Genomic DNA, 24,360 nt, shown 5'->3' with positions numbered 1-24,360 from the left:
AATTTTATTCAAACAGAGATCCTTGAATGCAAAAAGTTAGAAGATGATAATTATAAATACTGATCCTAGCCAAAATAATGGACATTGAGTCCCTCTGAAGCTAATGTAGCGTTTACTTTGGAGATATACAATGGCTAAACAGTTTATCTGGAATTTAAACAACGAGCTATTGAAGATGCTTTGGCAAACTCACATGCGTCGTTGGCATCCATTTCTAGAAAAGCTAGGTGTTGGTTTACTCGACATTGGATAAATGGGGACGAGATTTCAACACAACTGGTGCGAGTAAATGAGTCTTATCCCCCGGGCAACAACTATTGTTGATTTGAAAAGGACGTTAGGCAGCTAAAGGGGGCCAATGACATCCTAAAAAGGCACATGTGCAGTTTCTGACAGCAGATTTAGCCAAGAAAAATACACGGTAATTCGGAACTTAAGTTTGAACGGTATCCGTATCAAAGCTGCCTGTCAAAGTCTTGGTATTAGCACATCCAGTTATCATGCTTGGCGTTATCGACAAGTTAAAGTTCAACTGAAATATAATGATCTTAAAACAGTGTATTGGCAACATCATGCACGACTTGGAGCATCTTCATTAGTACATGATATACTGGGCAATTGTATAGTTTGAATGAGTGTACAGTAGGTCGGATTCTTCAGCGACTTGAGCTTAGTAAAGATATGTCGAAAATACAGGCATGCGACTGATTCCAATCATCAGTTGCCTATTTTGTCGCAAATTTGCAGGATCGTCAGTTCAATGTGAACCAACCCAACAAGGTTTGGTCTACCGACATGACTTATATTCGAACTATGGTTATATTTATGTGTGATGCTGGATTTATTCAGTCGTCGGGTAGTTAGTTGGCAAACCAGTTACCGTATAAATCGTCAATTGGTCTGTGATTTCTGAACAGGGTAGCCAATACTGTAGCTGAGATTCTAGGGTTTTGCTACGTGAAAACCATGCTATCCAAAGTATGTCTCATCGCGGGAAGTGCAGGGATAATGCTGTTACGGAGAGCTTCGTCCATACGCTGAAATGTTATATTGGTCATGATAGTAACTTTGCTACATGACAAGAAGCCAATATGGCACTGTTCGAGTATATTGAGGTTTATTACAATCGAGTAGGAAGGCATTCTGCCAATGGCTGGCTCAGTCCAGATGTATTTGAGCGGGATTATTTTAGGGCTTTAGAGGGAATGGTTGTCTGATTATTTGGCTAGTATCTGGGAACTACACCGATGGTCGAGAGAGATTTTAAACAATTTTCCTACGCTAAAGTTTCTTTATTTATGTAGTGGATCAACAATGACGTGGGTAAGCAGGTCAATCGACTGTAGCAGCGGAAATACCTGCAATGATTAATGACCAAGCTTGGTTTCATATTTTTCGTTTAGGATGGTACCCTAATTTTTCAATAGCGTACAGTTTTCTCAAAATTCATAAGCTCTAAATCAATACTTCTGTTAAATGACTACAAATACAGTTGATTAGTAATTCAATGGATGATTTTGACGAAATTGAGAGATGTCGTACTCGTCATTCATTCTTAATGGTGGTGATGGGCTAGGGTTGGGGAATAAGTTAGTCTATTTGCTATAATTTGTATGTATGGAAAAGTTCCTTTTCTGATCTAAGTAGATGATAAATTGTACAACTGCTTTCGCAATGGCTTTTTTAAAATAAACTGGATTAATTCATTTTATCTAAGCAAAATTAATGTAGAGCATTCTCAAATGCCAACATCCTCTGTCTCCATTTCATATTATAAAAATACCATACAGATCTCAAGTTAGTTCTTTATAATGATTTTAGGTATATTAATGACATTTACGTTACTTTCTGCAGATATCTATGTGCAATAGCGCATGGATTAAACTGTTGAATTCACTGTCACAGGGTCCCTTGTAGGAGGCATTGCGCAGTTGATGTGGGAACAATTAATGATTGTATCGAAAGAAAATTTCTTTATTCATTAGTATGATTCTTTTTGTAATTGGTTCAATTGATTGAACAGATCGTATTTTATTGCGTATTTCAAGCTTTTGGTTATGTATTGCTCCTATGCTTACCCCTGCGATGATTCGTGATCTGTATGTTTGAACTTAGCTACTCATATGCTTTCTACGTTTATTATTATGGCTAAGGAGAGGAACTGTTCTAAACGTAGATTTTCGCCATAATTAGTTATCGAAAAAATGACTAACACAACTCAACGTTGTGCTAGCTTTGATTCAATCCATATGTTGAGTTCTAACGCTGACCATCCTATGCGATTTGTTGATAGGAGAATTTGCTTAGGGAATGATGAATCGTAATATTCAGATTTTGGGTTTAACAGGTTATAAATAGTTACTCGACTAAGATTAGTAAAATCAATAACCTGTCTTAGGTTGGTGATTTTATTCATTACAAAGACAGTTTGGTTTAATGATGCATTCATGGTTTATTCCTTTCAAGATAATGCGTGCGTTTAGCACATACCATGAGCAACCCAATAAAAAATAAATGCAGGGGTATAGGTGGTTCTCTGTTGTAGATTCAGCAGACCTTCGTTGGGTTGAACCAAATGATCCATTGGAAAATCTGGATCACTTACCAAGAGCAGTAACAAGTACTAGTAAGCAAATGGATAAGTTGTGTGTTTATCCGGTTGGCTTTAAGTCCTTCCATGGCAAGAAGGGAAAGTTCTTGAATTAAAGTTACTTTATAGTAAATATATTTCCTACTCCCATCATCTGGGAGTAGGATGATTCATTCTTTTTAATTGGGTCATTATTTGTTTATTGGCTTGCACATGTTATGTGCAGAAAGCACACCTTCATATCGAATAGGAACCAATCAGATGAATGCGTTAACTCCTCAAACTTTTCAGATCAACCAAATCTTAAACATCAAACAACTGACTCAAATTACTGGGCTTAGTCGAGCAATGATTTATTCGATACTTGATCCAAAATCGAAATACTATGATGAGACTTTTCCTAAGCAGATTTATTTATCAACCAATCGAGTGGGGTGGGTAGCCCAAGAGATTCATGAAAGGATTCAAGGGAAGATTAGCCTGAGAACTGAGCAAGCATTATAAGCAAGAGGAGGTAGAACATTCTCCTCGATTCTATTTATCATTTAAATCATATGTTGCTCTAAAAATGGTAATACACACTTCATATATTGTTCAGGGAAATCTCGATAAATATAAGTATGTTCTGCATTAGTAAAGGTTGTCATTTCCACTATTGTGACATTGTTGAGTACTGCTTTTAATCGATGACCAAATTCAGGTGGAGTGTAAATATCTTTTTCTCCATAGATCAATAGGATAGGTGGTTGATGTTTTACCTGTTCAGATTTTGATAAAGGGTTTAGTTCACGATTAAGTTTTGGTACAAGGGTATTTGAAACTTTAAGTATTGCGTGAGCGACTGGATAATGCTTCCAAAATTCTGGTAATGTTGGAAACACTCCTTCAAATACTGCAATTTTAAAGGGATGTCCCTCTCTTGCCAATGAGCATAATCCCCAAGCTGCGCCAAATGATGCACCGATTAAACCTACATTTAATTCAGGCGTTCTTTTTTGAGCATACATCCCAGCGTAATATACGTCATTGGGATAGTCGAAAGAGAATCCTTCACTTTCTCCAAAACCATTGGCGTCATAAATAAGTACATTGTAACCATTATTTAAGAATAGATCGGCATGCCCGTAGCGTAACCAAAATGCTTTAGCTGCTTTTCCCATGGGATGAGCGAGTACTAAAGTAGCTTTGGCTGATGGGGCGCTTTTCCAGTAACCTTTAAGTGTTTGTTGTTTCTCTAAAGGAATAGAGATAGCCTCCCAACCTTCTTTGGAAATAGCTTGTGGCCAAGTCCAAGGCACTTCGAATCTTCCAAAAATGGTTTCCGTAGAATTTGGTGAGCAAATTTTTTCATTTTATTTATCCAACTACTTTTTCAATGGCAATGATATATCTTGAAGTTCCTTTTTGGAACTGCTGTTCCTAAATCTATGTTATCTTATTTATGAAAATTTCATGTGACTAGCAAATATGAAGTACTTTCTATTGATATATTGGCTAGAGTAAAAAAGTAATGGAATAAAAGGAGGACGAAAAGATGACGATCCCTTGCGTTAACCTAATTTTGATGGCTCATGATGTTGTAATAACAATAGAGCAAAGTGATATGCAAAATCGCTAGAAATAGATTCGGAAACAAAAAATCTTGTAGAGGTTTTAAGCCAAAAGTTTGTTTATGGTAAATGATTCATCTACCTGTCAGCTTATCATTGAAGGTAAATTCATTGGAGGGAAGCGAATACTTCTGACCACCAATATACTTTAATCGCAACATTTCTCTTTAATGCCTTTTTTGCTTTAATTATAAGCTAACTTCGTATTCAAAATCATATCTTTGATGAGATGTTTCAGAAAGAGGATGTTTCATCTCAGAAGTGATTGGACTTTAGCATAATAATATGAGGTAGGTATGAAATTTTCAATTGAGTTAATTGATCATAATGACTCTGGCTAAAAAGAAAAGAGGGTATCTGTATCGCTATTTGGGGTATATAAGCTATATAAAAGAGATTATTTAATATTATGTGTTTAGGGGGGTAGTCAATGATTGACTCTAAAGTTCAATACAGAATTTTACTTTATTGACAAGTTTTTTATATAACAATTAGTAAAGTAAAGGCCTTATCTACGGATGAAGCGATAAAATGTTGTTAGCGCCCTTGTGTACATAGTGATATAGAAACAAGCATAGGGGGAGTTAATTTATCAGTAGTTTCATGAGTAAGCAATTTAAAGTCTATGGTGACGGTGCTTCGTATATAGGGTACATTCAAATCATATCAACAGAAGGGGAATGTTTGTGAACTTGAGCAAGTAAAATTTTATTTCAAGCATGATCGAATCAGGTTTGAGAAATAAAAGACCTGCCTGTCTAGGGAGAGGGGCAAGTATGGTCAAACTTTATATTTAATACTGAGGTCATTATATTACCCTAATCAGGAGTGTTATTTTAGAGAAATTTTTCTTTTAATGTTTAATTTCGCATAATCACTGTAAATTTAAGTTGTATGTGGCAGTCTAGTGTAAAGGGCTAAGACTTACAGGATTAACTAAAAGCATGAATATAGCATTATTTAATGCCGTGCAGTGTTTTATTACTAATAATCAAATGATGAAAATAGAGAGTTGCTTGGTATAGTTATTTTATATGTTAATTAGTAGTTTAAGGTACTCTACATTTTAGATATGGAGAAAGTATGAAGGAGCTAATGCTAATAGTTGTATTTCCATTCTGTTTTTTTTTAGTTGGATGTGATGTTGGTAGTAACATTGATGAATCTTCAACATCAGGCAGTAGTAGTGTACTAGCCGGAAATACTGAACTTTTGGGAATATATAGAGGAAATTTAAACGGTAGTCAGTCTGTAATTGGCTTAGTAGATAAAAACAATAAATTTAGATTTCTGTATTCTGTACCAGGTCAAAAGAACACGGAGGGGCTTATTACGGGCATTTTTAATATGTCTGGTAATACCATTCGCTCTCTTAAGGGGAGAAACTACAATTTTGGTGGAACAGTGTCCTATAATACATTAATTAAAGGGACTGTTGATACAAAAAAAAGTTTAAAAGGGACGGTGAATTACCCTTTATTTAATCAAGCTGTATTTGTAATTGCTTATGATGATGTAGAAAGCCAGAATATTTCGAAACTCACAAAGATTGTTGGATCGTATACTGGTAAATCTATCAGTGTTCATGAATCCAAGTATGTAAATTTAACTATTTCTCGTAGTGGGTTATTATCAGGTAAAGATCAAAATGGTTGTGCTTTTGCTGGTATGTTAACACCTGAGCCTTATTCACCGTACTATAATGTAAAATGGTATTTTGATAATACACTTTGTAATGCAGTTGAAAAACAAGTTAATGGTATAGCTTATTCTGATTCTAAGGAAAGAATTCTGTATGTTATTGTTGAAGATACCAGCCAAGAAAATACTGTTGTATTCCTAGGGAGTAAAACAGGAATACAGATTTGAAGGAACAGCTTGTGTTAAGGTGTTTCTTTTTAGCTCTTAGATAACGGAACATTTTATTAAATAGGCTTGTTTAAAGTAGTACTGACTAGTTCCCTCCTCCTTTATCTAGTAAATATAATTGGTGCTAGAATTGTCAACTGAGTGGCGACTCAAAAGAACGAATCAGTTGCGAAAGCCGCCTAAGTCTGGAATATTTGAGTTGAGGGAGTACTTAATTTAAGTGTTCATGTTATAAGATTTACCTCCTTTTTTGTTAATCTGAATAAGTGGCTAAGTCTTTTACTCAAAGATCTTTTAATGAGGATAGATCATATTGTATATTTTTTTTATTGTGCATCAGCTTTTATGGATGCACATCTCATATGATTATGGATGGAAGCCTTCTGAGGAGGAGTAATATTGAAAAATTTTATTAAACTGTGTAGGAGAATTACTGGTATTTTTCATATCATATTTCCCCCAAGTGCTTAAGGTTTTTTAAATAGGTTGCAATGTCAATCCATTTTATGTCAATTTATATTCATGGCATTTTGGTACTATACAATAAAGATTTTTTCAAAAAATTATTTTCTACCAAATATTTAATGTATTCTGTGAGTAATTGCCAAGTAATACCTAGCTGATCATGAAAATCTTCAAATCGACTTGTTCTAGTAATAAGTAAAGTCCAACTCTGTTTTTTATATAGTGACGATTAATAGCCAAATCATTTAAATGCTAGTGGAACTTGGGTTAGAGTACATGGTCATTGTCTATCTGGATACTTTGAATATGAAAGGAAATTTACCGATCACATAATTCACAAAATCAATCGTCTGAATAGCCACCGATATTATAGACACCATTAAGTTAGATAATATAACTAATTAACGAGGTATTTTATAAGTGGCAAACGATATACCGAAGAGTTCAAGATTGAAGCTGTTAGACAAGTAACAGAGAAAGGCTACAGCATTGCCGAGGTTGCTGATCGCCTTGGAATAACAACTCACAGTCTTTACGCTTGGGTTAAGAAATATGATCCTAAATCCAGTCAAACTGCATCAGCCCAGATTGACCAAGCCAAAGAGCTTGCCAGACTCAAGAAAGAACTACAACGAGTCACGGAAGAACGAGACATCTTAAAAAAGGCCGCGGCGTACTTCGCAAGCCAGTTCAAATGAGGTACGCGTTTATTAAGGACAACCAGCAGTTTTGGCCTGTCCGGAGAATGTGTTCTACATTGGAAGTCCATCACAGTGGTTTTTATGCATGGCTAAAACAACCATTGAGCGCCACAGCCCAACGCAGTGAACAGTTATCAAGACTGATTAAACAGTTCTGGCTTGGATCAGGCGGTGTTTATGGCTACCATAGATTTTCTGTGATCTGCGTGATGTTGGTGAGGCTTGCGGTATTAATCGAGTGCATCGTTTGATGCGACGTGAAGGATTGAAATCTCAACGAGGTTATCGTAAACCAAGGTATTCAAAGAGCTTCCAACCTACTGTTCAAGCTAACACATTAGATCGACAGTTTAATCCAACTGAGCCTAATCAGGCTTGGGTGACTGATTTTACATATATTAAAACGCGAGAAGGTTGGCTGTTTTTAGCCGTAGTGATTGATTTATTTTCGCGGTTAATTGTAGGCTGGTCAATGAAACCAATGATGACAACAGAGCTAGTTTTAGATGCGCTAATCATAGCTGTTTGGCGTAGATCACCCACAAATAAGGTGTTGGTTCACTCAGACCAAGGCGCCAATATACAAGTTATGAGTGGCAAGAAGCTCTAAAACAACATGGCTTGGAAAGCAGTATGAGTCGTCGTGGTAACTGCTACGATAATGCAGTGGCTGAGAGCTTCTTCCAGTTACTAAAACGAGAAAGAGTTAAACGGAAGATGTATTCAACGCGTGCTGAAGCTAGATCAGATATATTTGAGTATATTGAGATGTTCTACAACGTGAAGCGTCGACATGTTGCTAACAATCAACAGTCACCAAGAGACTTTGAGACGTTTCATGAAATGGTGCTAACGTGTGTCTAGAATATTAGTGGCTATTCAAAGTCTATTCATTACGCTGCATCTTAAAATTAATTCAAGTCTACCTTTAGCCACATTTCTCTCAATGTGGCTTTTTTATGCTTTTAAAGTATAGGAGAAAAATAGTTATTCGTCAGACTAGCACTAGCTTTACTAAGCAAGTGCTAGCTTATATTAATGAAAGTTACATTACATTCTTATATTAATAAAAACTCATAATTTGCACCAGCTTTAAAATTGAAACTTATAATATTTCAATGAATTAAATTATAGTCAGGGTACAGGGTATTTAGAAGAATAGATATTTCTAGTCACGGATAAGATTTAAAGTATGTAAGTTTATGTGATATATCTTACATTTTTTGTTGTAAGTGTTAAGTTTTGTGCATTACATTTTGAATGTTTATACCTATTTCAAATGTAATAAAAATCTTTTTCTTCATCTAAATCTTACGAGAAAATACTATGAAAAAACTTGCTTTGATTACTGCTCTTTCGATTGTAGGGATTACGAATGCTCAAGCTGAGGATGGTACAATTACAATTAATGGTTCAGTCACAGATGCTACTTGCAAAATTAGTACACCAGCTGGTACTCATTTCAATGTTACCCTTCCAACTGTTTCTAAACAAACTTTATTTAATGTTGGCTCTACAGCTGGCCGTACTCCTTTCCAAATCAACTTGGAGAACTGTTCTGAAGGTAAAGTAGCTACTTACTTTGAACCTGGTCCAACGGTTGATTTTAACTCTGGTCGTTTACTTAACCAAAATACTGCTGGTGCTCAAAACGTTGATATTCAACTTCTAGGTAGCAATAATCAAGTCATACCTGTACTTGCAGCTGCAGTTGCGGAGGGTGCCGCCCAAACAAATTCACAATGGGTTGATGTTGTTGAGGGTGGTAGTGTGGACCTTAACTACTATGCTGAATACTATGCAACCGGCGCTGCTACAGCTGGTGAAGTAAATACTTCTGTTCAATACACAATTATCTATCAATAATTAATTGATAGCGGTGTTTCTGTGTCCGCATGGAAGCCCCGTTTTTGTATAACACTTTTAGGAGTCTTCTTTTGCTGAGAAACTCGAAATGAAATTGAATAATTATAATTTTTAAGAACCCATAATTTATTCATGCTTTATCGTAGTACTAAACTTGTTAAATTAAAGTGGAAGTGTAGGAGAAAAGTGAATTATGGATATTAATTTTAAAGAACTTAATATGCATATTGATGAGTTTAAAGAAGGTGGGAAAGAACCTAAAAAATTGATTATATGATATAAAACTTATTTAGATTTGATGACTGATGATCAATTTGTATCTCGAATCACTGGTGATAAAAAAGACCTAATGATTCGAAACTATAGGGGTATTAGAATTAAAATGGTGACAGGAAAGCATTATTTTGAAATAGAGTAAAATATATCTGTAATTATTTCCCTTTTAAGAAGGCTTCTTTATAACTCAAGCATTTATTAATCTAGTAGGATAGGCTGGGGAGATGAAGTTAATGGTATCAAAAATGCCTAGAACATGGACTGTGCTTAATTGAAGTTAACAAGAACAAAGATATAAGGTAGTTAGCATTAAACAATATAGTACCAAGCTCTGGTGATATAGAACCCATTTTGTGTAACAAGAAGTGATCAACAGCTCCATCCAAATCTTGGCAGGTTTTATACGTAATTTGGTAATAATAAGATCAACAAATTGATTTTTTGTGCATAGGGGATAGTTACTGAGCTTCTATTTGAAGTACTTTTTAGTAGTCGGGTTCCAGAAGACGGATTAGTATACAGTTCAGACAGTAAATATCTGGTTAAGCCCATCCTTCAATTGATTGTAGATTTGAGTCATTCATATTGAATTTCGAAAATTAATGATATTTCATAGACCGTTATTCTGAATGTAAAGTGTCGGCTGAATAACTTTCAAAATATGTTAATCAAGAGAGTCCATACTCTAATGCTCACATTTTTCTATGGGGTTCTGAGTAGCTTGTCATGAATAAATCCACTAAACAACATAATACTATCGATAAAGCTTCAGTTTGGGAGGTATTTTTTGTTTTTCTAAGATTAGGTTTGATTTCTTTTGGTGGACCGATTGCTCATCTAGGTTATTTTCGTACTGAGTTTGTTGAGCGTCGCCAATGGTTAAGTGACCATGCTTATGCAGATCTAGTTGGACTATGTCAATTTCTACCGGGACCGGCAAGTAGTCAGGTAGGGATTGTACTTGGGCTGTCACGTGCAGGTTATTGGGGAGCATTTGCTGCATGGCTCGGATTTACTTTGCCATCGGCCGTGGCCTTAATCTTATTTGCACTGGGATTATCTCATTTGGGGAGTACTTTGGATGGTGGTTTGCATGGCCTAAAAGTTGTGGCTGTTGCCATCGTGGCACAAGCCTTATGGCAGATGGGTAAAAATCTCTGTCCAGATCGCTTGCGAGCAAGCATGGCTATTATTGCTGCTGTAATGCTCAGTTTGATACCCAGTACATCGGGGCAAATTATTGTGATTGTTGGTGGTGGTATCTTCGGGATGACCCTCTTAAAGAAAGTACCATCTTTGCCCGAAACCATGCTGACTACAAAAGTGAGTTGGCAAGTTGGTGTGTTGTCCTTGATTTTTTTCTTTAGTTTACTGCTGATATTGCCTTTATTGGCCTCAATCACTCATAACCATCTCATCATGTTGATAGATAGTTTTTATAGGGCTGGGGCATTGGTTTTTGGTGGTGGGCATGTTGTACTACCACTTTTGCAGGCATCAGTGGTTGGTGAAGGTTGGGTTACCAATGATACTTTTCTAGCAGGTTATGGTGCAGCGCAGGCTGTACCAGGCCCCTTATTCACTTTTGCTGCATATCTTGGAGCTGCTGCCCAACCAACACCTAATAGCTGGTTGGGAGGGTTCATTACCTTAATTGTAATATTTTTGCCGGCATTTCTGCTTGTGTTTGGTGTAATACCTTTCTGGCAGAAAATACGTCATTATCCTGCTGCACAACGTGCAATGATGGGAGTTAATGCTGTAGTCGTCGGTATCTTGTTGGCTGCATTTTATCATCCAGTTTGGACAAGTGCGATACTGAGACCTATTGATTTTGCTTTGGCTGTAACGGCATATTTGTTATTGACGTTTTGGAAATTACCACCTTGGTTCGTTGTTTTGCTGAGTGCATCGGCAGGTATTGTAACAGCATAATGCTAATGAGAACGCGATGACTTACAGGATGAATATTCCTATATTCTCAAAGAGCTAGTGATAGTTTAGGCTAAGACTAGTTCTGGTTTGTTTTGTACTGATGGAGCAATGTGATAAGTGTTCAAATTCTCATGAGGAGATATACATAAAAGTTATATGATCATAATAGTGGGTTTTTATGCATAACTATTTTAGATAGCTTTGATCTTTTTCTCTGTAAGTATCGGGTTGATACTACACGGATTGATTTGGAGGGTTGGAGCTGGCTACTAGGATAGTGAGCTGTATTTGAACGGAGTATATTCACTATAGAAAGCATGATAAGCCATGCCAGCAATGATGTGGTTTTTTATGCCCTTAAAATATCAGAAGAAAAAGTTATAGGATAAATAATTACCATTAGTCATAACCTTTTATCTATTACAAACATATGTAGAAAATTTCGATCAGTTGTGAATTTCATTTGTTTATAGAATCAGTTGAGTTAGATCATCCGTATAGTATAAATACTAAGATGCTTGAACACTTAGTCAAAAATGACAGTTAAGCTTTCTGCTTGTCGGTGATCCCTTTTTCAGATTTCACATCTATATATTCTTGTAGATAAGCAAAAATACAATAGAGCTACATTAGTGCAGATAATATTAAGAATAAAAGGTATGAGGGCATAGAAGGAACTTAAAAAAACTAAATTGTTCAGTTCATCTTCTTGATTCGTGCTAATTAGGAAATTACTAATTGCCCTGAACATGCAGGTAAGTCAATACTTCTATATTTTGTATCGAATATAAATAAAAGAAAAATGAACTAATAGTGAGCAATTTGATTTTGAAAAAATTATTATGAATCAATTTTGAACAGATTGCTACTTGCTATAAATTCCATGCATATATATTTATTTTAAGATTATTTAACAATATCAATATCTTAAATTTTTTAGCTATTTTGTATTTTTGGTCCATTTGTTGCATTTATATTTACATAGTGAAATAAAAGTTTCAATGGGTTCATATGAAAAACGATAGCATTGTTGACCGTATTAATGTTGCAGGTGATTCTCTAACGGAGAGTGAAAAGTGTTTAGCACAAGTCACGCTTGAAAACATCAGCAGCTTAGCAACATATTCTGCAACTGAGCTTGCAGAACTTGCAGGGGTTTCGAAAGCCACTACTGTACGATTTTTTAAACGGTTGGGTTATAAGTCATTTTCAGAAGTACGTCTGCAGGTACGTACGTATATAGATGAAGGTTCTCCTTTATATGGCTTAGCCAAAAAAGAAAATAAAAATCAGGTTTCTGATTATTTTGAATCTTATGTTGAAAGTGAAGTAAAAAACTTAAAGCAGACTTATGCACATCTTGATGCGAAGAATATTAAGAAAGCGATTGAACTGATTAAAAACAGCCAGAATGTATATGTCGTAGGCTTCCGCAACGGAAAAAATTTAGCCCAATATACCTGGGGAATGCTGACGCAGCTGCGGGAGAATATTCAGCTTTTGCCTTCTGCAAGCAGCATGAATATTACTGAAGAAATTATAGATATGAAAGTAGATGACTGCTTGATTGTGATGGACTACCGTCGCCGTGTTTCTTTACTGGGCCCAATTGTTGAGCATGCAAAAAAACAAAATATAAAAGTCATTATGTTCACAGATTTGAATCTTACAGATTTAGCCACTCATGCAGATGTAGTGTTCCGTACAGCGACTCACAGTATTGGAATGTTTGATTCTTATATTGCAGCTTTTTCACTGATTAACGGCCTTTGTACACAATTTGCATTTGAGCAGGGGGAGCAGGCTAAATTGAGATTGGAAAAAGTTGAAAAATTACATGATCAATTAAATTATCTAAATATAGAGGGAAGATGATGAACAAAATGTTTGAGGATCTTAAATTGGATGATGTACAGAGTATTATCAACCCCAATGTTAATTTAAATTTACCATATGGCTGTGAATATTTAGACATTCTAGGTGGGCGGAATTTTGAACGGGCCAAATCTTTAATTGAAAAATGGCCCAATTATACAAAATCGCCATTGCTAGAATTATCCAAGCTCGCTCAGCAGATAAATGTTGCTGAAGTCTACTATAAAGATGAATCTGAGCGCTTTGGCCTTAGTAGTTTTAAAGCACTTGGAGGTGCTTATGCGGTTAGCCGTTTGCTAATTAAGGAAATTAATAAACAGTATCCAAATGAAACTGTAACTACAGAAGATTTAGTTTCACGTAAATATTCAGATATTACTCAGCATATTACAGTAACCTGCGCTACTGACGGAAACCATGGGCGTTCAGTCGCTTGGGGCGCACAATCTTTTGGCTGCCAATGCATTATTTATATTCATAGTACTGTTAGTCAGGGGCGAGCCGATGCGATTGTATCTTATGGTGCACAAGTCATCCGTACTTTAGGAAATTATGATGATGCAGTTCGTCAAGTTGATGAAGATGCTAAAAAGCATGACCGCTTTATCGTTTCAGATACATCATATGAGGGATATTTAGATGTTCCCAAAGATGTCATGCAGGGCTATGCCGTTATGGCGGATGAAATTTTATCTCAACTGCCGAGTAATCAAAAACTCACCCATGTTTTTCTGCAGGGCGGAGTTGGTGGTTTGGCTGCTGCAGTTACAGCCCACCTTTGGGAAAAGTTGGAACAGGACAAGCCACTGTTTATTGTAGTTGAGCCAGAAGAGGCTGCTTGTCTGTATGAAAGTGCAAAAGCAGGTGAGCCAGTTGCAGTCCTGGGAAACTTGAACACAGTTATGGCTGGGCTGGCTTGCGGTGAGGTTTCCGTATTGGCATGGACAATATTGAAAGATGCTGTTAGCTATTTCATGACGATCAATGACCAGTCAGCTTTAGAAATGATGAAAATTTTAGCTAAAGATGCTGCTGCCCATCCAGTGGTCGCAGGTGAGTCCGCAGTTGCTGGTTTGGTTGGCTGTGTAGCGGCGACATTAGATCCGGTGATGCGAAAACGTTTTCAGCTGAATGAAGCGAGCTGTATTTTGATTATTGGCAGTGAAGGTGCTACAGATCCAGATTTATATCAAAGCATCATAGGGGCATCGGCAACACAGATCAAAGGGGGAGAGCAAGATTGTGAGAAAAACTAATAATGAACGCTTGCTCCAGCGTATTGCGGCGCTTGCGGAAGTCGGCGCGATTGATGGTGGTGGTGTATGCCGGCTGGCATTAACCGCTGAAGATAAGTTAGGTCGTGATTTGGTTGTTCAGTGGATGGAAGAGCTGAATCTTAATATTTCAATTGATGCAATTGGCAATGTTGTCGGTATTCGCGCGGGTACACTGGATTGTCCTCCTGTCATGATGGGTTCGCATATTGACACTGTTCGGACTGGAGGTCGTTATGATGGCAATCTGGGTGTTTTGGCCGGTTTAGAAGTAATTGAAAGTTTGAATGAGGCAAATATTCAAACGAAGCATCCCGTTGCTGTGGCTTTTTTTTCCAATGAAGAAGGCTCCAGATTTGCTCCAGATATGATGGGCAGCTTAGTTTATCAGGGGGATTTGAATCTTGAAAAGGCTTACTCAACCATTGGGATTGATGGATCAACAGTTAAAGAAAATTTAGAAGTTATTGGCTATAAGGGGGATAACTCTGTTGGTAATAATCAGCTGCATGCATTTTTAGAGCTGCATATTGAACAGGGCCCTGTACTTGAGCATGAAGGCATCCAAATTGGTGCTGTTACCGGTGTGCAAGGCATTCGCTGGATCGAGTTCAATATTCAGGGTGTTTCCAATCATGCTGGGACTACGCCAATGCATTTGCGGCATAATGCAGGTTTGGCTGCAATGCAAATTGTCAATTTTGGGCATGAATTAACGAATCGCTTCCCCAATCAGCTTGTGACAGTGGGGCTATTTGAGCAGAAGCCGAATTTAGTTAATGTCATTCCGAATCATGTCAAATTCACTATGGACTTGCGTAATACAGATAAGGAATATCTGGATGCTGCGGTACAGATGCTTTTGACGTTTGCTAGTCAGGTTGCTGAAGATGCTGGACTGATGCTACAGCATCATGATTTGGCAAATTTTGATCCTGTCTGCTTTGACCCGAGAATTGTGAACCGGATTGAGCAAATGGCAAATATACAAGGCCTTAAGGTTAAAAAAATGCCAAGCGGAGCGGGACATGATGCGCAGATTATCTCACGCATGTGTCCCGCTGGAATGATTTTTGTTCCCAGTGTGGCGGGGCTGTCGCATAACGTCGAAGAGTTTACAGAAAGCAAAGATATTGAAGTCGGAGCTAACTTGCTGCTGAACATGGTTTATGAATTAGCGAATGGAAAAATAATTGAGGAATGAACGATGTCGAGAATAATAAATGTAGCTGCAGCGCAGCTTGGACCGATTCAAAAGAGTGATTCTAAGAGAGATGTGATTGACCGGCTGCTGGCGCATATGTATAACGCGCACCGTATGGGCTGTGATGTTGTGGTATTTCCTGAACTGGCCTTGACAACTTTTTTTCCGCGTTGGTATATGGAAGACCCAGAGGAACTGAATGCATTTTATGAAACTGAAATGCCAGGCCCTTTAACCCAAGTTCTGTTTGATACAGCTAAAAAGCTTGGTGTAGGTTTTTGTTTGGGATATGCCGAACTCTCTAAGGAAGAGGATAGATACCATCGTTACAACACCTCAATTTTAGTGGGTAAAGATAGCAGAATTATAGGCAAATATCACAAAGTGCACTTGCCAGGCCATCAAGAGCATGAGCCTTGGCGCGAATTTCAGCATTTAGAAAAGCGTTATTTTGAAGCCGGGAAAAAGTTCAGTGTCTGGCCAGCATTTAATGGCATCTTCGGGATGGCGTTGTGCAATGATAGGCGCTGGTCTGAAACATACCGTGTTTTGGCGTTGCAAGGTGCTGAAATGATTTTGTTGGGCTACAACACCCCAGTACATAATCCTCCTGCTCCTGAACATGATGATTTGTCTATGTTTCATAATCGACTGGTCATGCAGGCTGGCGCATACCAGAATGGCACATGGGTTGTAGGTGTTGCGAAAGCTGGTAATGAAGAGAATTGTGAAATGATCGGAGGTACATGTATTATTGCGCCTTCAGGCGAGGTTGTTGCAGCATGCAGTACTAAAGGTGATGAGCTGGCGATTGCAAGCTGTGACTTAGATTTATGTACGTCTTATAAGTCAACAATATTTAACTTTGAAAAGCACAGGCGCCCAGAGGCCTATGGTCTGATTACGGCACAGAAAGGCGCCATTATCCCTCAGTTTTAATTTCTTAATGCAGTAAAAAAGTAGGTGTGTTCTGCACGCCTAGCAGGATTTTTTTTCCTAAAAAAAGGTGCAAGTATGACTGAACATTTTTCAAAAGCTGGAAAAATCAATGCTTCAAGCGTAACTAGTGATCAAATTAAAACAGCAATAAATGAGGATGCACTTTACAAAAAAGTGGCAATAAGAATTGTTCCTCTTCTTATGCTTTGCTATATCGTAGCATTTTTAGACCGGGTTAATGTGGGGTTTGCAAAGCTGCAAATGCTGGATGACTTAGCATTCAGTGAGGTGGTTTATGGCCTAGGTGCTGGTGTATTTTTTATCGGTTATTTTTTGTTTGAAGTTCCCAGCAATGTGCTAATGCATAAGATTGGGGCGAAAAAGACGATCACTCGTATTATGATTTTGTGGGGCATCATCTCAATGTGTATGGCTTTGGTACATACACCAGCACAGTTTTATGTCTGCCGTTTTTTGCTGGGTGCTGCTGAAGCTGGATTTTACCCAGGGGTTATTTTGTATTTAACATATTGGTTTCCAGCGATACGCCGCAGTCAAATTATTGCCATATTTATGACAGCAGTTCCATTTGCAGGGATTGTTGGGGGGCCACTATCTGGCTGGATTATGCAGCAATACAATGGCTTATATGGATTAAGTGGTTGGCAGTGGATGTTCATTTTAGAAGGCTTACCATCGGTATTTTTAGCACTCGTGGCTTATAGATTCTTAAATGATAGTATCGAACAGACCTCATGGCTCAGTTCATCTGAAAAAGAATTGTTGACTGTAAATATTCAAATGGAGCGTAGCAAAAAAGTTGAACATCGCTCGTTGATGGCTTTCCTCAAGGACAAGCGTGTTCTATACATGGCACTGATTTGCTACTGTACTGTGTCCAGTTTGTCAGGTTTGGCTTTTTGGACGCCTTCAGTGATTAAGTCAACAGGCGTTAGCTCATTAATTGAAATTGGCTTGTTAACAGCGATTCCAAATGCCTGTGCTGTTATTTCTATGATACTAGTGTGTCGCCACTCTGACAAAACTAGTGAACGTCGTTGGCATATGATTCTCCCTTTCATTGTAGGTGGTACGGGGTTAATTCTGTCAACAGTTTTTGGCCATAATCCAGCTGTTGCAATTATCATGTTGTCAATTGCTACCGGTGGTTGTATGGTCTGTTCACCGCTTTTTTGGAGCTTGCCGACTGCTTATTTAGACGGAAAAACTGCAGCGGCAGGTATTGCGGGTATTAATGCATTTGCTGGTTTGGCCGCGTTTACTAGCCCTTTTGTAATTGGTTGGATAAAAGATTTGACAGGATCAACTGATGGAGGCATGTTTTTCCTTGCAGCTTTTGCTTTCATTGGTGCATTTTTAGTGTATTTTCTTCCAAAGCATATTTCAGATAGTCAAGTAAAATAACCATATAAGCCAACGATTCAAGTTAGTGAAGTGATAGCTTAAACAGGATTAGGGTTATTCTAGAATAATCCATAAGAGAAAAATTTATAATGGAAAGCTTTATTGAACTCATTAGATAGACTCTCAATGAACTGAATGTTTTTTATAGTGTATTTAAAATAAAATATTTAAATATATATTATTATGTGTGACTGTTATTTTACCAATGAGATTGGGTAAGGTGCTCACTATTTCGTTTGTATTTCAGGGCTGGGTGGATGTTCACTAAACCCATTTCTTATTGAGGAGTAGAAATAGGCTTTTTTATGTGGACTGCAGAGCTAAGTTGATATGAAAATATGTAACTTGTCAGTTTTACTATGGACCAAAAGAGAAGGTTTTCATAGATTAATAGAATTTTTGAGAATTATAATTATAGCATGGCCCTGAAATACAGTAGGGAAGCCCGCTCATATGAGTGGGCTTCTTGCATTGTAGACTTACTAGGTTGAAAATTTAAATCTACTAGTTCTGACTTTCTCCAATTAGTTAGTGTTTGTCAAAGGGATCTTTGCGAACTTCTTTGATCATTAAATAGGTTAGGAATGAGGCCAAAATAAATAGAGTTCCAGTTATAGTGAAAAATAGATCCTCATGATAAAAGCCAATACTTAAGCCAGCTATGCTTAGTTTTGAGAAGAAACATAAGAGAGCATAATAAACATATATCATTTTTGTTGTTCCCCATTAGCGATTTTATAAATAGTAGGTGAGGATAGAGTATATTGCAATTGTTGAGGAATTATTAAACAAAAAATATATTGAAGTAAATCATTATATATGCTTTAGAGTGTTGTTCTTTATTGAGGAAACCTGTGGTTTCTTTATCTATATGCTTTATGCCGCTGGTTTTGAGCTTGTTGCTTAAATTGAATATCTTAGGCAAGTCTTGTCGGTACATTGGAATTATGGCATATAAGGTCCTGCAGGGAGTTGATTATTGTCTTTGGTTATTTTGAGTCTCAAATTTTTATATTTATGCTTGCTTGGATTAAGTTTTTAGTTACTATGAGTGCAGAAATAAAAGAACTTGGCACTTTAAGGATGATGTCATTTGATAATAAAGGATTAGTTATTACTACTGAAAAAATAGAATCCTTTATTTGGGGTAAGTACCTAAAGGTGATAATAAAAAGAAGTATTAGAATTTTTTGAACGAATTTTAAGAGATTACTTCTATGCATAATTATGAAACCGCTTAAAGCGGCTTTTTAATGGATCTGATTTATGAAAATAGAAGGCAGTTTTCAGGTGTCAATTAAGCCTATACCATTTGGAATGGCTATTCGAATTAAATATACCAAATTTTGTACCAGTGCCTGAAGTACTGAAGTAGGTACCTTGGGCTCTTCTCGATCCAAAATTACAATGATTTAACTCTGACCATATGCATTTACGAGCTATTCCATTATCTGAGTGCTGCTGTAATGTGGGTTAAACTAAGTTTTAATAAATAAGGTCATCGAGTCACTGTTACAATTGAAAAGTCATGATCAATGCTGGTGGCTAGAAGAAGGAAAGGCAAGAGGAACAATATAAACTGGTTCAAGTATATTCCTGAACGCGCTTTATCACTTTTGATGTTTCTTATTCCCTAGATTACTAATGATATCGACTTTTGTCTTTGGTTAGTACTAGCTCTACCATATTGCGTATAAGAAAGTTCATCTAAGGGGGATACAGTCTGTTGATGAAATCAATTTTCGATGAGGCAGTAAGGCTATTATTGATGAGATATTTCTATCATTAAATTAACTGTATTTAGTTTTGACTTAATGAGAAAACAGCTTTCTTTCAATGATCCGTTCATGAAATACTTAAGTTTCACTTATATTGAATATACTATTGTTAATATATATTTAACATATAGTTTTGCTTGAGTTCAGGGTGGGTTGAGATGAGTGAAATTTCAGAAGCTGAGAAAAATGAAATACATACATGCATAGATAAGAAGTTCAATGATTATCTTAGGGTTAGACTTCGGCGCATTGATAAGGATAGTTATAAATATGACTCTTTGAATGCATTAGTGAGAACAGTAATTGAACCAGCTGATTTTAAAATTGAACATTTCAAAAATTATACAGCCTAAGAAAAAATCGATAAAACGTTGTATTGCTGTGGGAGAATAGGATTGGATCAACTTAATACTAAGAGTATGTTACTCATCTGGTCAGATGATGTACTTAAATTATTAGCTATTTAATTTATTATAGGCTTTTGCCTCCACATCAGTGTTTTGGACTCCGTATTTTAATGGGGGTTTACTTCTATCTATTGAATAAATGAGTTTTAAAATCACAATGTGACAAATTACAGCGATACCATGATGGGAATAGTCATTCAATGGTTGAATGTATCATCACATTGTTAGAGTCGTGGTGAGTATAGGAATAATGAAATACTGAGTTGGGAAGTATTAGGCCCCTATAAAACATATCGGTTATTACGTGCCTCAGAAGAGCTTAAAAAGCACTTTCTTCATTTGGCAGGGAGCAGTTTTATCAAGCATATCCCAGTCTCGGTTGATGCCACTTGATTACTATCTGTTACGGTCCTGACGTAGAAAATGGATGGGGGATTTACGAGAGCCAAGTTGCATCAGTTAAGAATTGTCTGTAGTTGCTGGCAAAATGGAAGAAGCCTTAAAGCCAAGAATGACGATCCCGAGCTCAAGCCTGCCGTAGATGAGATTTCATTACTACTCAATACCAAATTCTAGAGCGCGTCAGGAAATGATGGCTCTGTTAAATGCCTGTGAAGTGTTGAAGCCATTGGTTGGTGCATTGGTCATGGATTATGTGTGGGTGGTCGCTTGTTTTTCAGGATAATTGGCAAGGTCCTTGATTCGTAAAAACTGTTCTTGATTAAGTGGTGACATTAAGTACCCATCCTATTCATAGATTGAAATAGACAGCTGTTGCAGTTCATTGCAACGGCTTGATGGGGTGATAAAAGCAAATAAAAATAAAGGTAGCCCTAGCTACCTAAGTGAATAAAGTAGCTAACCTTAGATACTTTATTAAATATCAACTGCTTATTGGATTTATTTTTTCTATCAATATAATGCCCATTTTCGGTTGATAGTATCTTCAAATTATCAGATGTAATGAAGTATTTGTCATTGGAGAATATTTCAAATAGGTTTGTTCTTACTGCTGAAAATATAAAATTTGAAGCTTCCTCATATCTAGAGTTGTTTCCAAGCCAGTCTATTTCTTCATAATCCCACATAGTAGCTATAGGATCGTAATCTAACTATAAGAACACTCAAAAATTAGATGACTAACTTTTGAGTGCGGTTACTAAAAGATATTTTTGTATATACTTTTTTAGTTTACTAAAGCTTGGTTTTAATTAAATGAGAGGCCGCTAGAGCCTGCTTCTTTTACAGTTTTATCTGCATAATCAATAATAAAGTGGTCGCTTGGTTTTCCAGAGCCTACACCTTTCAAAATATTGAATACTTGTTTAAATTTATATTGGAACGGTACATGAATTGGATTGCTATCTGATATTTTTCCTTCTAGCAGCACTGGTGCAGTTGTAGATTGTGGGAAACTACTCATCAGTAATTTATACTGTTTTACTCGTGTAGCACCCATATCATCTAATGCTAAGCCACCTGCATAAATTGTTCTATGGAAGTCACCATAAAAATCATAAGCAGAGACTTTTTCCATATCACTCAAATTTAAACTAGCATTTTTTGCCAATTGTTCTGCTTTTGATTTCGCAATATTCCAGTCAGTTGTAAATTGTGTCGAAGATGTTGTAAGTGTTTGTTGGCTTGTTGCTAGACACCCTTCACTCACTTTAAGTTTCAACGTATTTTGAATATCACCAATTTGTGCATAGGTCACAGCTGTATTTAATTGACTCATGGTCAATATTTGAGCCAAATTCAACTGTTCTGCTAAATCACGCATATAACATGGCCAATATTCATTCATGAAACGCAGTTGAGATAATTGTCCAAAATAAAAATGCGTAAATTCTTTATAATTTTTCGTATCTAAAATTGCTTTGTTCCATCGTTTTGGATCGGATTCAGAAGTCGTTGAAACGATATAATTATATTCCTTTTTATATAAAGGGAATAGTTCATTAAAACGTGGTACATCATCAAGTTTAATGGTTTTAATATCCACTTTTGATGGACTAATAAAGTCTACAATTTTATAAGCTGCACCATAAACAGCTAATGATGGTGACTGTACATTGACTAAATAATTTCCAGCACTATCCTTAAAATCGTTAGTACTATTAAAGTGCATGTGACCGCCAATATGTAAGGGTAGACCTGTTGTCGCAACTTGCGCTGTAGTTATATCTAACGGAGCACGTTCTGCTTGGAAGCTTTTCTCACCAAAAGCAGCTTTAATATTATTTGTTTGATTCGCATAAAAATCCATTGTTGGATAATGTGAGAATGCAACTAGTTTTTTATTTTCTTTCTTCGCTCTTTGTACGACTTCAGTAATCCATTTCATTGTTGTTTTTTTATGAGTTACCATTTGATTCCAACCAGCATTACCAGCACCAACAAAACCATCAGATTTTTGTGGATTGGTTGGATCAAATTTATCTGTAGGTACAAATACGTTAGCATCAATTGACAGTAACCAAACACCAGGTACTGGTTCAACCAAATAACTGACATCCGGAATATTAGTACATTTCGTATAGTTTACTTGTTTATATACGCCACCTTCACCTTCTTTACAGATTTCATATTGGCGGTTTGTAATTTTTGCTTCATTTGTTGCTTGGGCAAAATTATAAGTTTTCTCTGTATATTTACTATACGGAGTTTCCCAATAAATATCAGCTTTATTTGGCATAAAGCCATAATCGCCCAATGTGGTCACTAGAGAATGATAACCTTGTTCCATCATGGCATTGGTGCAAGCAACATCTGATTCCGCATCTAAACATGCTTGATTTTGCAGACCATAAACTTTTTGAGGTTGACCATTCAGCCCCATAAAATCACTTTTACCTGCTGCTTCATTATCATAAGGTGAAACTGGATCATGGTTACCTGGTGCGATAAAAAAACGCATGCCTTTCTTTTCATATTCTTGTAGCACTTTTTTAAAACCATTGACATTCATCGGTTGACCATCATCAGAATAGTCTCCTGGAAATGCGACTAATTTAATTCCCTTTGCTAATGCACTGTCCAATGCAGCACGAAATGCAAAATAGTTTTCATTGAACAAACGGGTTGATGTCAATTCAGCATACATGGTTCGAATTGTTGCATTGCCATGTTCTGTTGGAATACCTTTAAAGGAAGAGGATGCTCCTAAATTCCCATAAATATCAAGAAAATGAACGTCTGACATAAAAGCAATTTGAGCATTGTTAGCTGTACCTAGTTGTTCATCTTTATCATTACCGCAAGCAGCAAGCAAAAGAGGGCTTAAACAAAATACCAGTCGCAAGGCATTCTTTTTAGTCGATGTAGGCTTCATTTAATTGACCGTTTGTTAAAATAAAAAATAGACCACTGAATTAATTTAAAAAACCAATAATGTTATTGTGTTTAATTTTTATATACTTTATAAGTGACATAAATATTAAAGTTAAAGAGCTCTATATTTTCTGTAGGTTGAACTGAATATAAATATTTTATAGCTAGGTGTACTGAAGACATATAATTTATAGTCTGTACTTCTATGATAACAAGCAAGGGTAGATACGACATTCTTATTCAATAGATAGGTAGCGACGCTAAAAGTGGTGGATTTTGTTTTTATTGCTAGTAAATTGATAGCCTCTTTTAATGAAATAAACTCAAAGGTCTCATCTTCCTTAATTAAATCTAATAAGCCCATAAACGTCTCCCACAACTCCCAATGAAAAAGTTAAGTCAATCGGATTGGATTGTCCGACTTTCGGGAGCTAACCTAGACTTAACAAGGTTATTATAAAGTAATTGCTACTCATTGCATGTTGTGGAGCGTCTTTATTCGTCGCACTAATTTAGGCGCGTTTATTTTTAGGGTATAGAAGCAGATTATTTCTAAGTTGATCTATAAAGTCTGACCATTCTTGCATCATTCTGATTCGGTATTCTAAGTGTTGGACATGGTTATAGGCTTGTGAAACGGCGTTACCTGTTTTATGTGCTAGTTGTACTTCAATAGCATCATGCGTATAGCCTTGTTCGTGTAGGGTTGTGGATGCCAAACCCCGAAATCCATGACCTGTCACTTTACTTTTATAACCCATTGTGCGGATTGCGCATAGTAAGTCATTGCTGGATAAGGGCAACGCCGTACTG

General features: G+C 36.6%; 14 protein-coding genes and 4 pseudogenes. 12 read left to right on the top strand and 6 right to left on the bottom strand.

From position 1 onward, the window contains the following. Positions 1–130 precede the first annotated feature (130 nt). Positions 131–1,217, top strand: a pseudogene (locus RMB13_RS02130) (IS3 family transposase). Between the two features lie 1,001 nt (positions 1,218–2,218). Here the strand turns inward: RMB13_RS02130 and RMB13_RS02125 are convergent. Further along, entirely contained in the window at positions 2,219–2,449 is a 231-nt protein-coding gene (locus tag RMB13_RS02125; protein WP_311084286.1) for an AlpA family phage regulatory protein, read from the bottom strand. A gap of 402 nt (positions 2,450–2,851) precedes the next feature. Between RMB13_RS02125 and RMB13_RS02120 the strand changes: the two genes are divergently transcribed. Next, positions 2,852–3,094, top strand: a complete 243-nt coding sequence (locus tag RMB13_RS02120; RefSeq protein WP_311084285.1) for an AlpA family phage regulatory protein — start codon at positions 2,852–2,854, stop codon at positions 3,092–3,094. A 41-nt stretch (positions 3,095–3,135) separates the two neighbouring features. Here RMB13_RS02120 and RMB13_RS02115 read toward each other — a convergent pair whose 3' ends face one another. Beyond that, positions 3,136–3,888, bottom strand: a complete 753-nt coding sequence (locus tag RMB13_RS02115; RefSeq protein ID WP_311084284.1) for a serine aminopeptidase domain-containing protein — start codon at positions 3,886–3,888, stop codon at positions 3,136–3,138. Between the two features lie 1,395 nt (positions 3,889–5,283). Between RMB13_RS02115 and RMB13_RS02110 the strand changes: the two genes are divergently transcribed. Further along, positions 5,284–6,069 (top strand): hypothetical protein, encoded by a 786-nt coding sequence (locus tag RMB13_RS02110; protein WP_311084283.1) that lies wholly within the window; start codon positions 5,284–5,286, stop codon positions 6,067–6,069. Between the two features lie 507 nt (positions 6,070–6,576). Here RMB13_RS02110 and RMB13_RS21800 read toward each other — a convergent pair. Beyond that, positions 6,577–6,739, bottom strand: a pseudogene (locus RMB13_RS21800) (winged helix-turn-helix transcriptional regulator); the annotation flags it as partial. Positions 6,740–6,950: 211 nt separating this feature from the next. On the opposite strand from RMB13_RS21800, the pseudogene RMB13_RS02105 reads away from it, so the two are divergent. The 9 genes and pseudogenes from RMB13_RS02105 to RMB13_RS02065 all read left to right on the top strand — a co-directional run bounded on the left by RMB13_RS02105 (position 6,951) and on the right by RMB13_RS02065 (position 20,160). Next, a pseudogene (locus tag RMB13_RS02105) lies at positions 6,951–8,099 on the top strand (IS3 family transposase). Positions 8,100–8,561: 462 nt separating this feature from the next. Continuing rightward, entirely contained in the window at positions 8,562–9,101 is a 540-nt protein-coding gene (locus tag RMB13_RS02100) for a fimbrial protein (protein WP_311084282.1), read from the top strand. 1,002 nt (positions 9,102–10,103) lie between these two features. Next, positions 10,104–11,312: a chromate efflux transporter gene (chrA, locus tag RMB13_RS02095; RefSeq protein WP_311084281.1), complete on the top strand. Its 1,209-nt coding sequence runs from the start codon at positions 10,104–10,106 to the stop codon at positions 11,310–11,312. Positions 11,313–12,323: 1,011 nt separating this feature from the next. Continuing rightward, a complete protein-coding gene (locus tag RMB13_RS02090) occupies positions 12,324–13,187 on the top strand; it encodes a MurR/RpiR family transcriptional regulator (protein WP_311084280.1) in 864 nt (287 codons plus the stop codon). Then, the gene (locus RMB13_RS02085) at positions 13,187–14,443 is read left to right on the top strand and encodes a diaminopropionate ammonia-lyase (protein ID WP_311084279.1); all 1,257 of its coding nucleotides are present in this window, start codon (positions 13,187–13,189) and stop codon (positions 14,441–14,443) included. Before RMB13_RS02090 ends, RMB13_RS02085 begins: the two co-directional genes overlap by 1 nt. Continuing rightward, on the top strand, positions 14,430–15,665 hold the full coding sequence (locus RMB13_RS02080) for a M20 family metallo-hydrolase (RefSeq protein WP_311084278.1): 1,236 nt from the start codon (positions 14,430–14,432) through the stop codon (positions 15,663–15,665). The genes RMB13_RS02085 and RMB13_RS02080 overlap by 14 nt, the downstream gene beginning before the upstream one ends. A gap of 3 nt (positions 15,666–15,668) precedes the next feature. Next, positions 15,669–16,604, top strand: coding sequence for an N-carbamoyl-D-amino-acid hydrolase (locus tag RMB13_RS02075; protein WP_311084277.1), 936 nt, complete (start codon positions 15,669–15,671; stop codon positions 16,602–16,604). A gap of 75 nt (positions 16,605–16,679) precedes the next feature. Next, entirely contained in the window at positions 16,680–18,029 is a 1,350-nt protein-coding gene (locus RMB13_RS02070; RefSeq protein WP_311084276.1) for an MFS transporter, read from the top strand. A 1,936-nt stretch (positions 18,030–19,965) separates the two neighbouring features. Beyond that, a complete protein-coding gene (locus tag RMB13_RS02065) occupies positions 19,966–20,160 on the top strand; it encodes a hypothetical protein (RefSeq protein ID WP_311084275.1) in 195 nt (64 codons plus the stop codon). A 1,261-nt stretch (positions 20,161–21,421) separates the two neighbouring features. Here the strand turns inward: RMB13_RS02065 and RMB13_RS02060 are convergent. The 3 genes and pseudogenes from RMB13_RS02060 to RMB13_RS02050 form a co-directional block, all read right to left on the bottom strand. After that, a complete protein-coding gene (locus tag RMB13_RS02060) occupies positions 21,422–23,548 on the bottom strand; it encodes a metallophosphoesterase (RefSeq protein ID WP_311084274.1) in 2,127 nt (708 codons plus the stop codon). Positions 23,549–23,659: 111 nt separating this feature from the next. Further along, on the bottom strand, positions 23,660–23,911 hold the full coding sequence (locus RMB13_RS02055) for a hypothetical protein (protein ID WP_311084273.1): 252 nt from the start codon (positions 23,909–23,911) through the stop codon (positions 23,660–23,662). A gap of 148 nt (positions 23,912–24,059) precedes the next feature. After that, positions 24,060–24,359: pseudogene (locus RMB13_RS02050) on the bottom strand (tyrosine-type recombinase/integrase); the annotation flags it as partial. Between the last annotated feature and the right edge of the window lies 1 nt (position 24,360).

Source organism: Acinetobacter sp. V102_4 (assembly GCF_031799005.1).
Classification (GTDB): domain Bacteria; phylum Pseudomonadota; class Gammaproteobacteria; order Pseudomonadales; family Moraxellaceae; genus Acinetobacter; species Acinetobacter calcoaceticus.
This window is presented reverse-complemented; position numbering and strand designations above follow the sequence as displayed.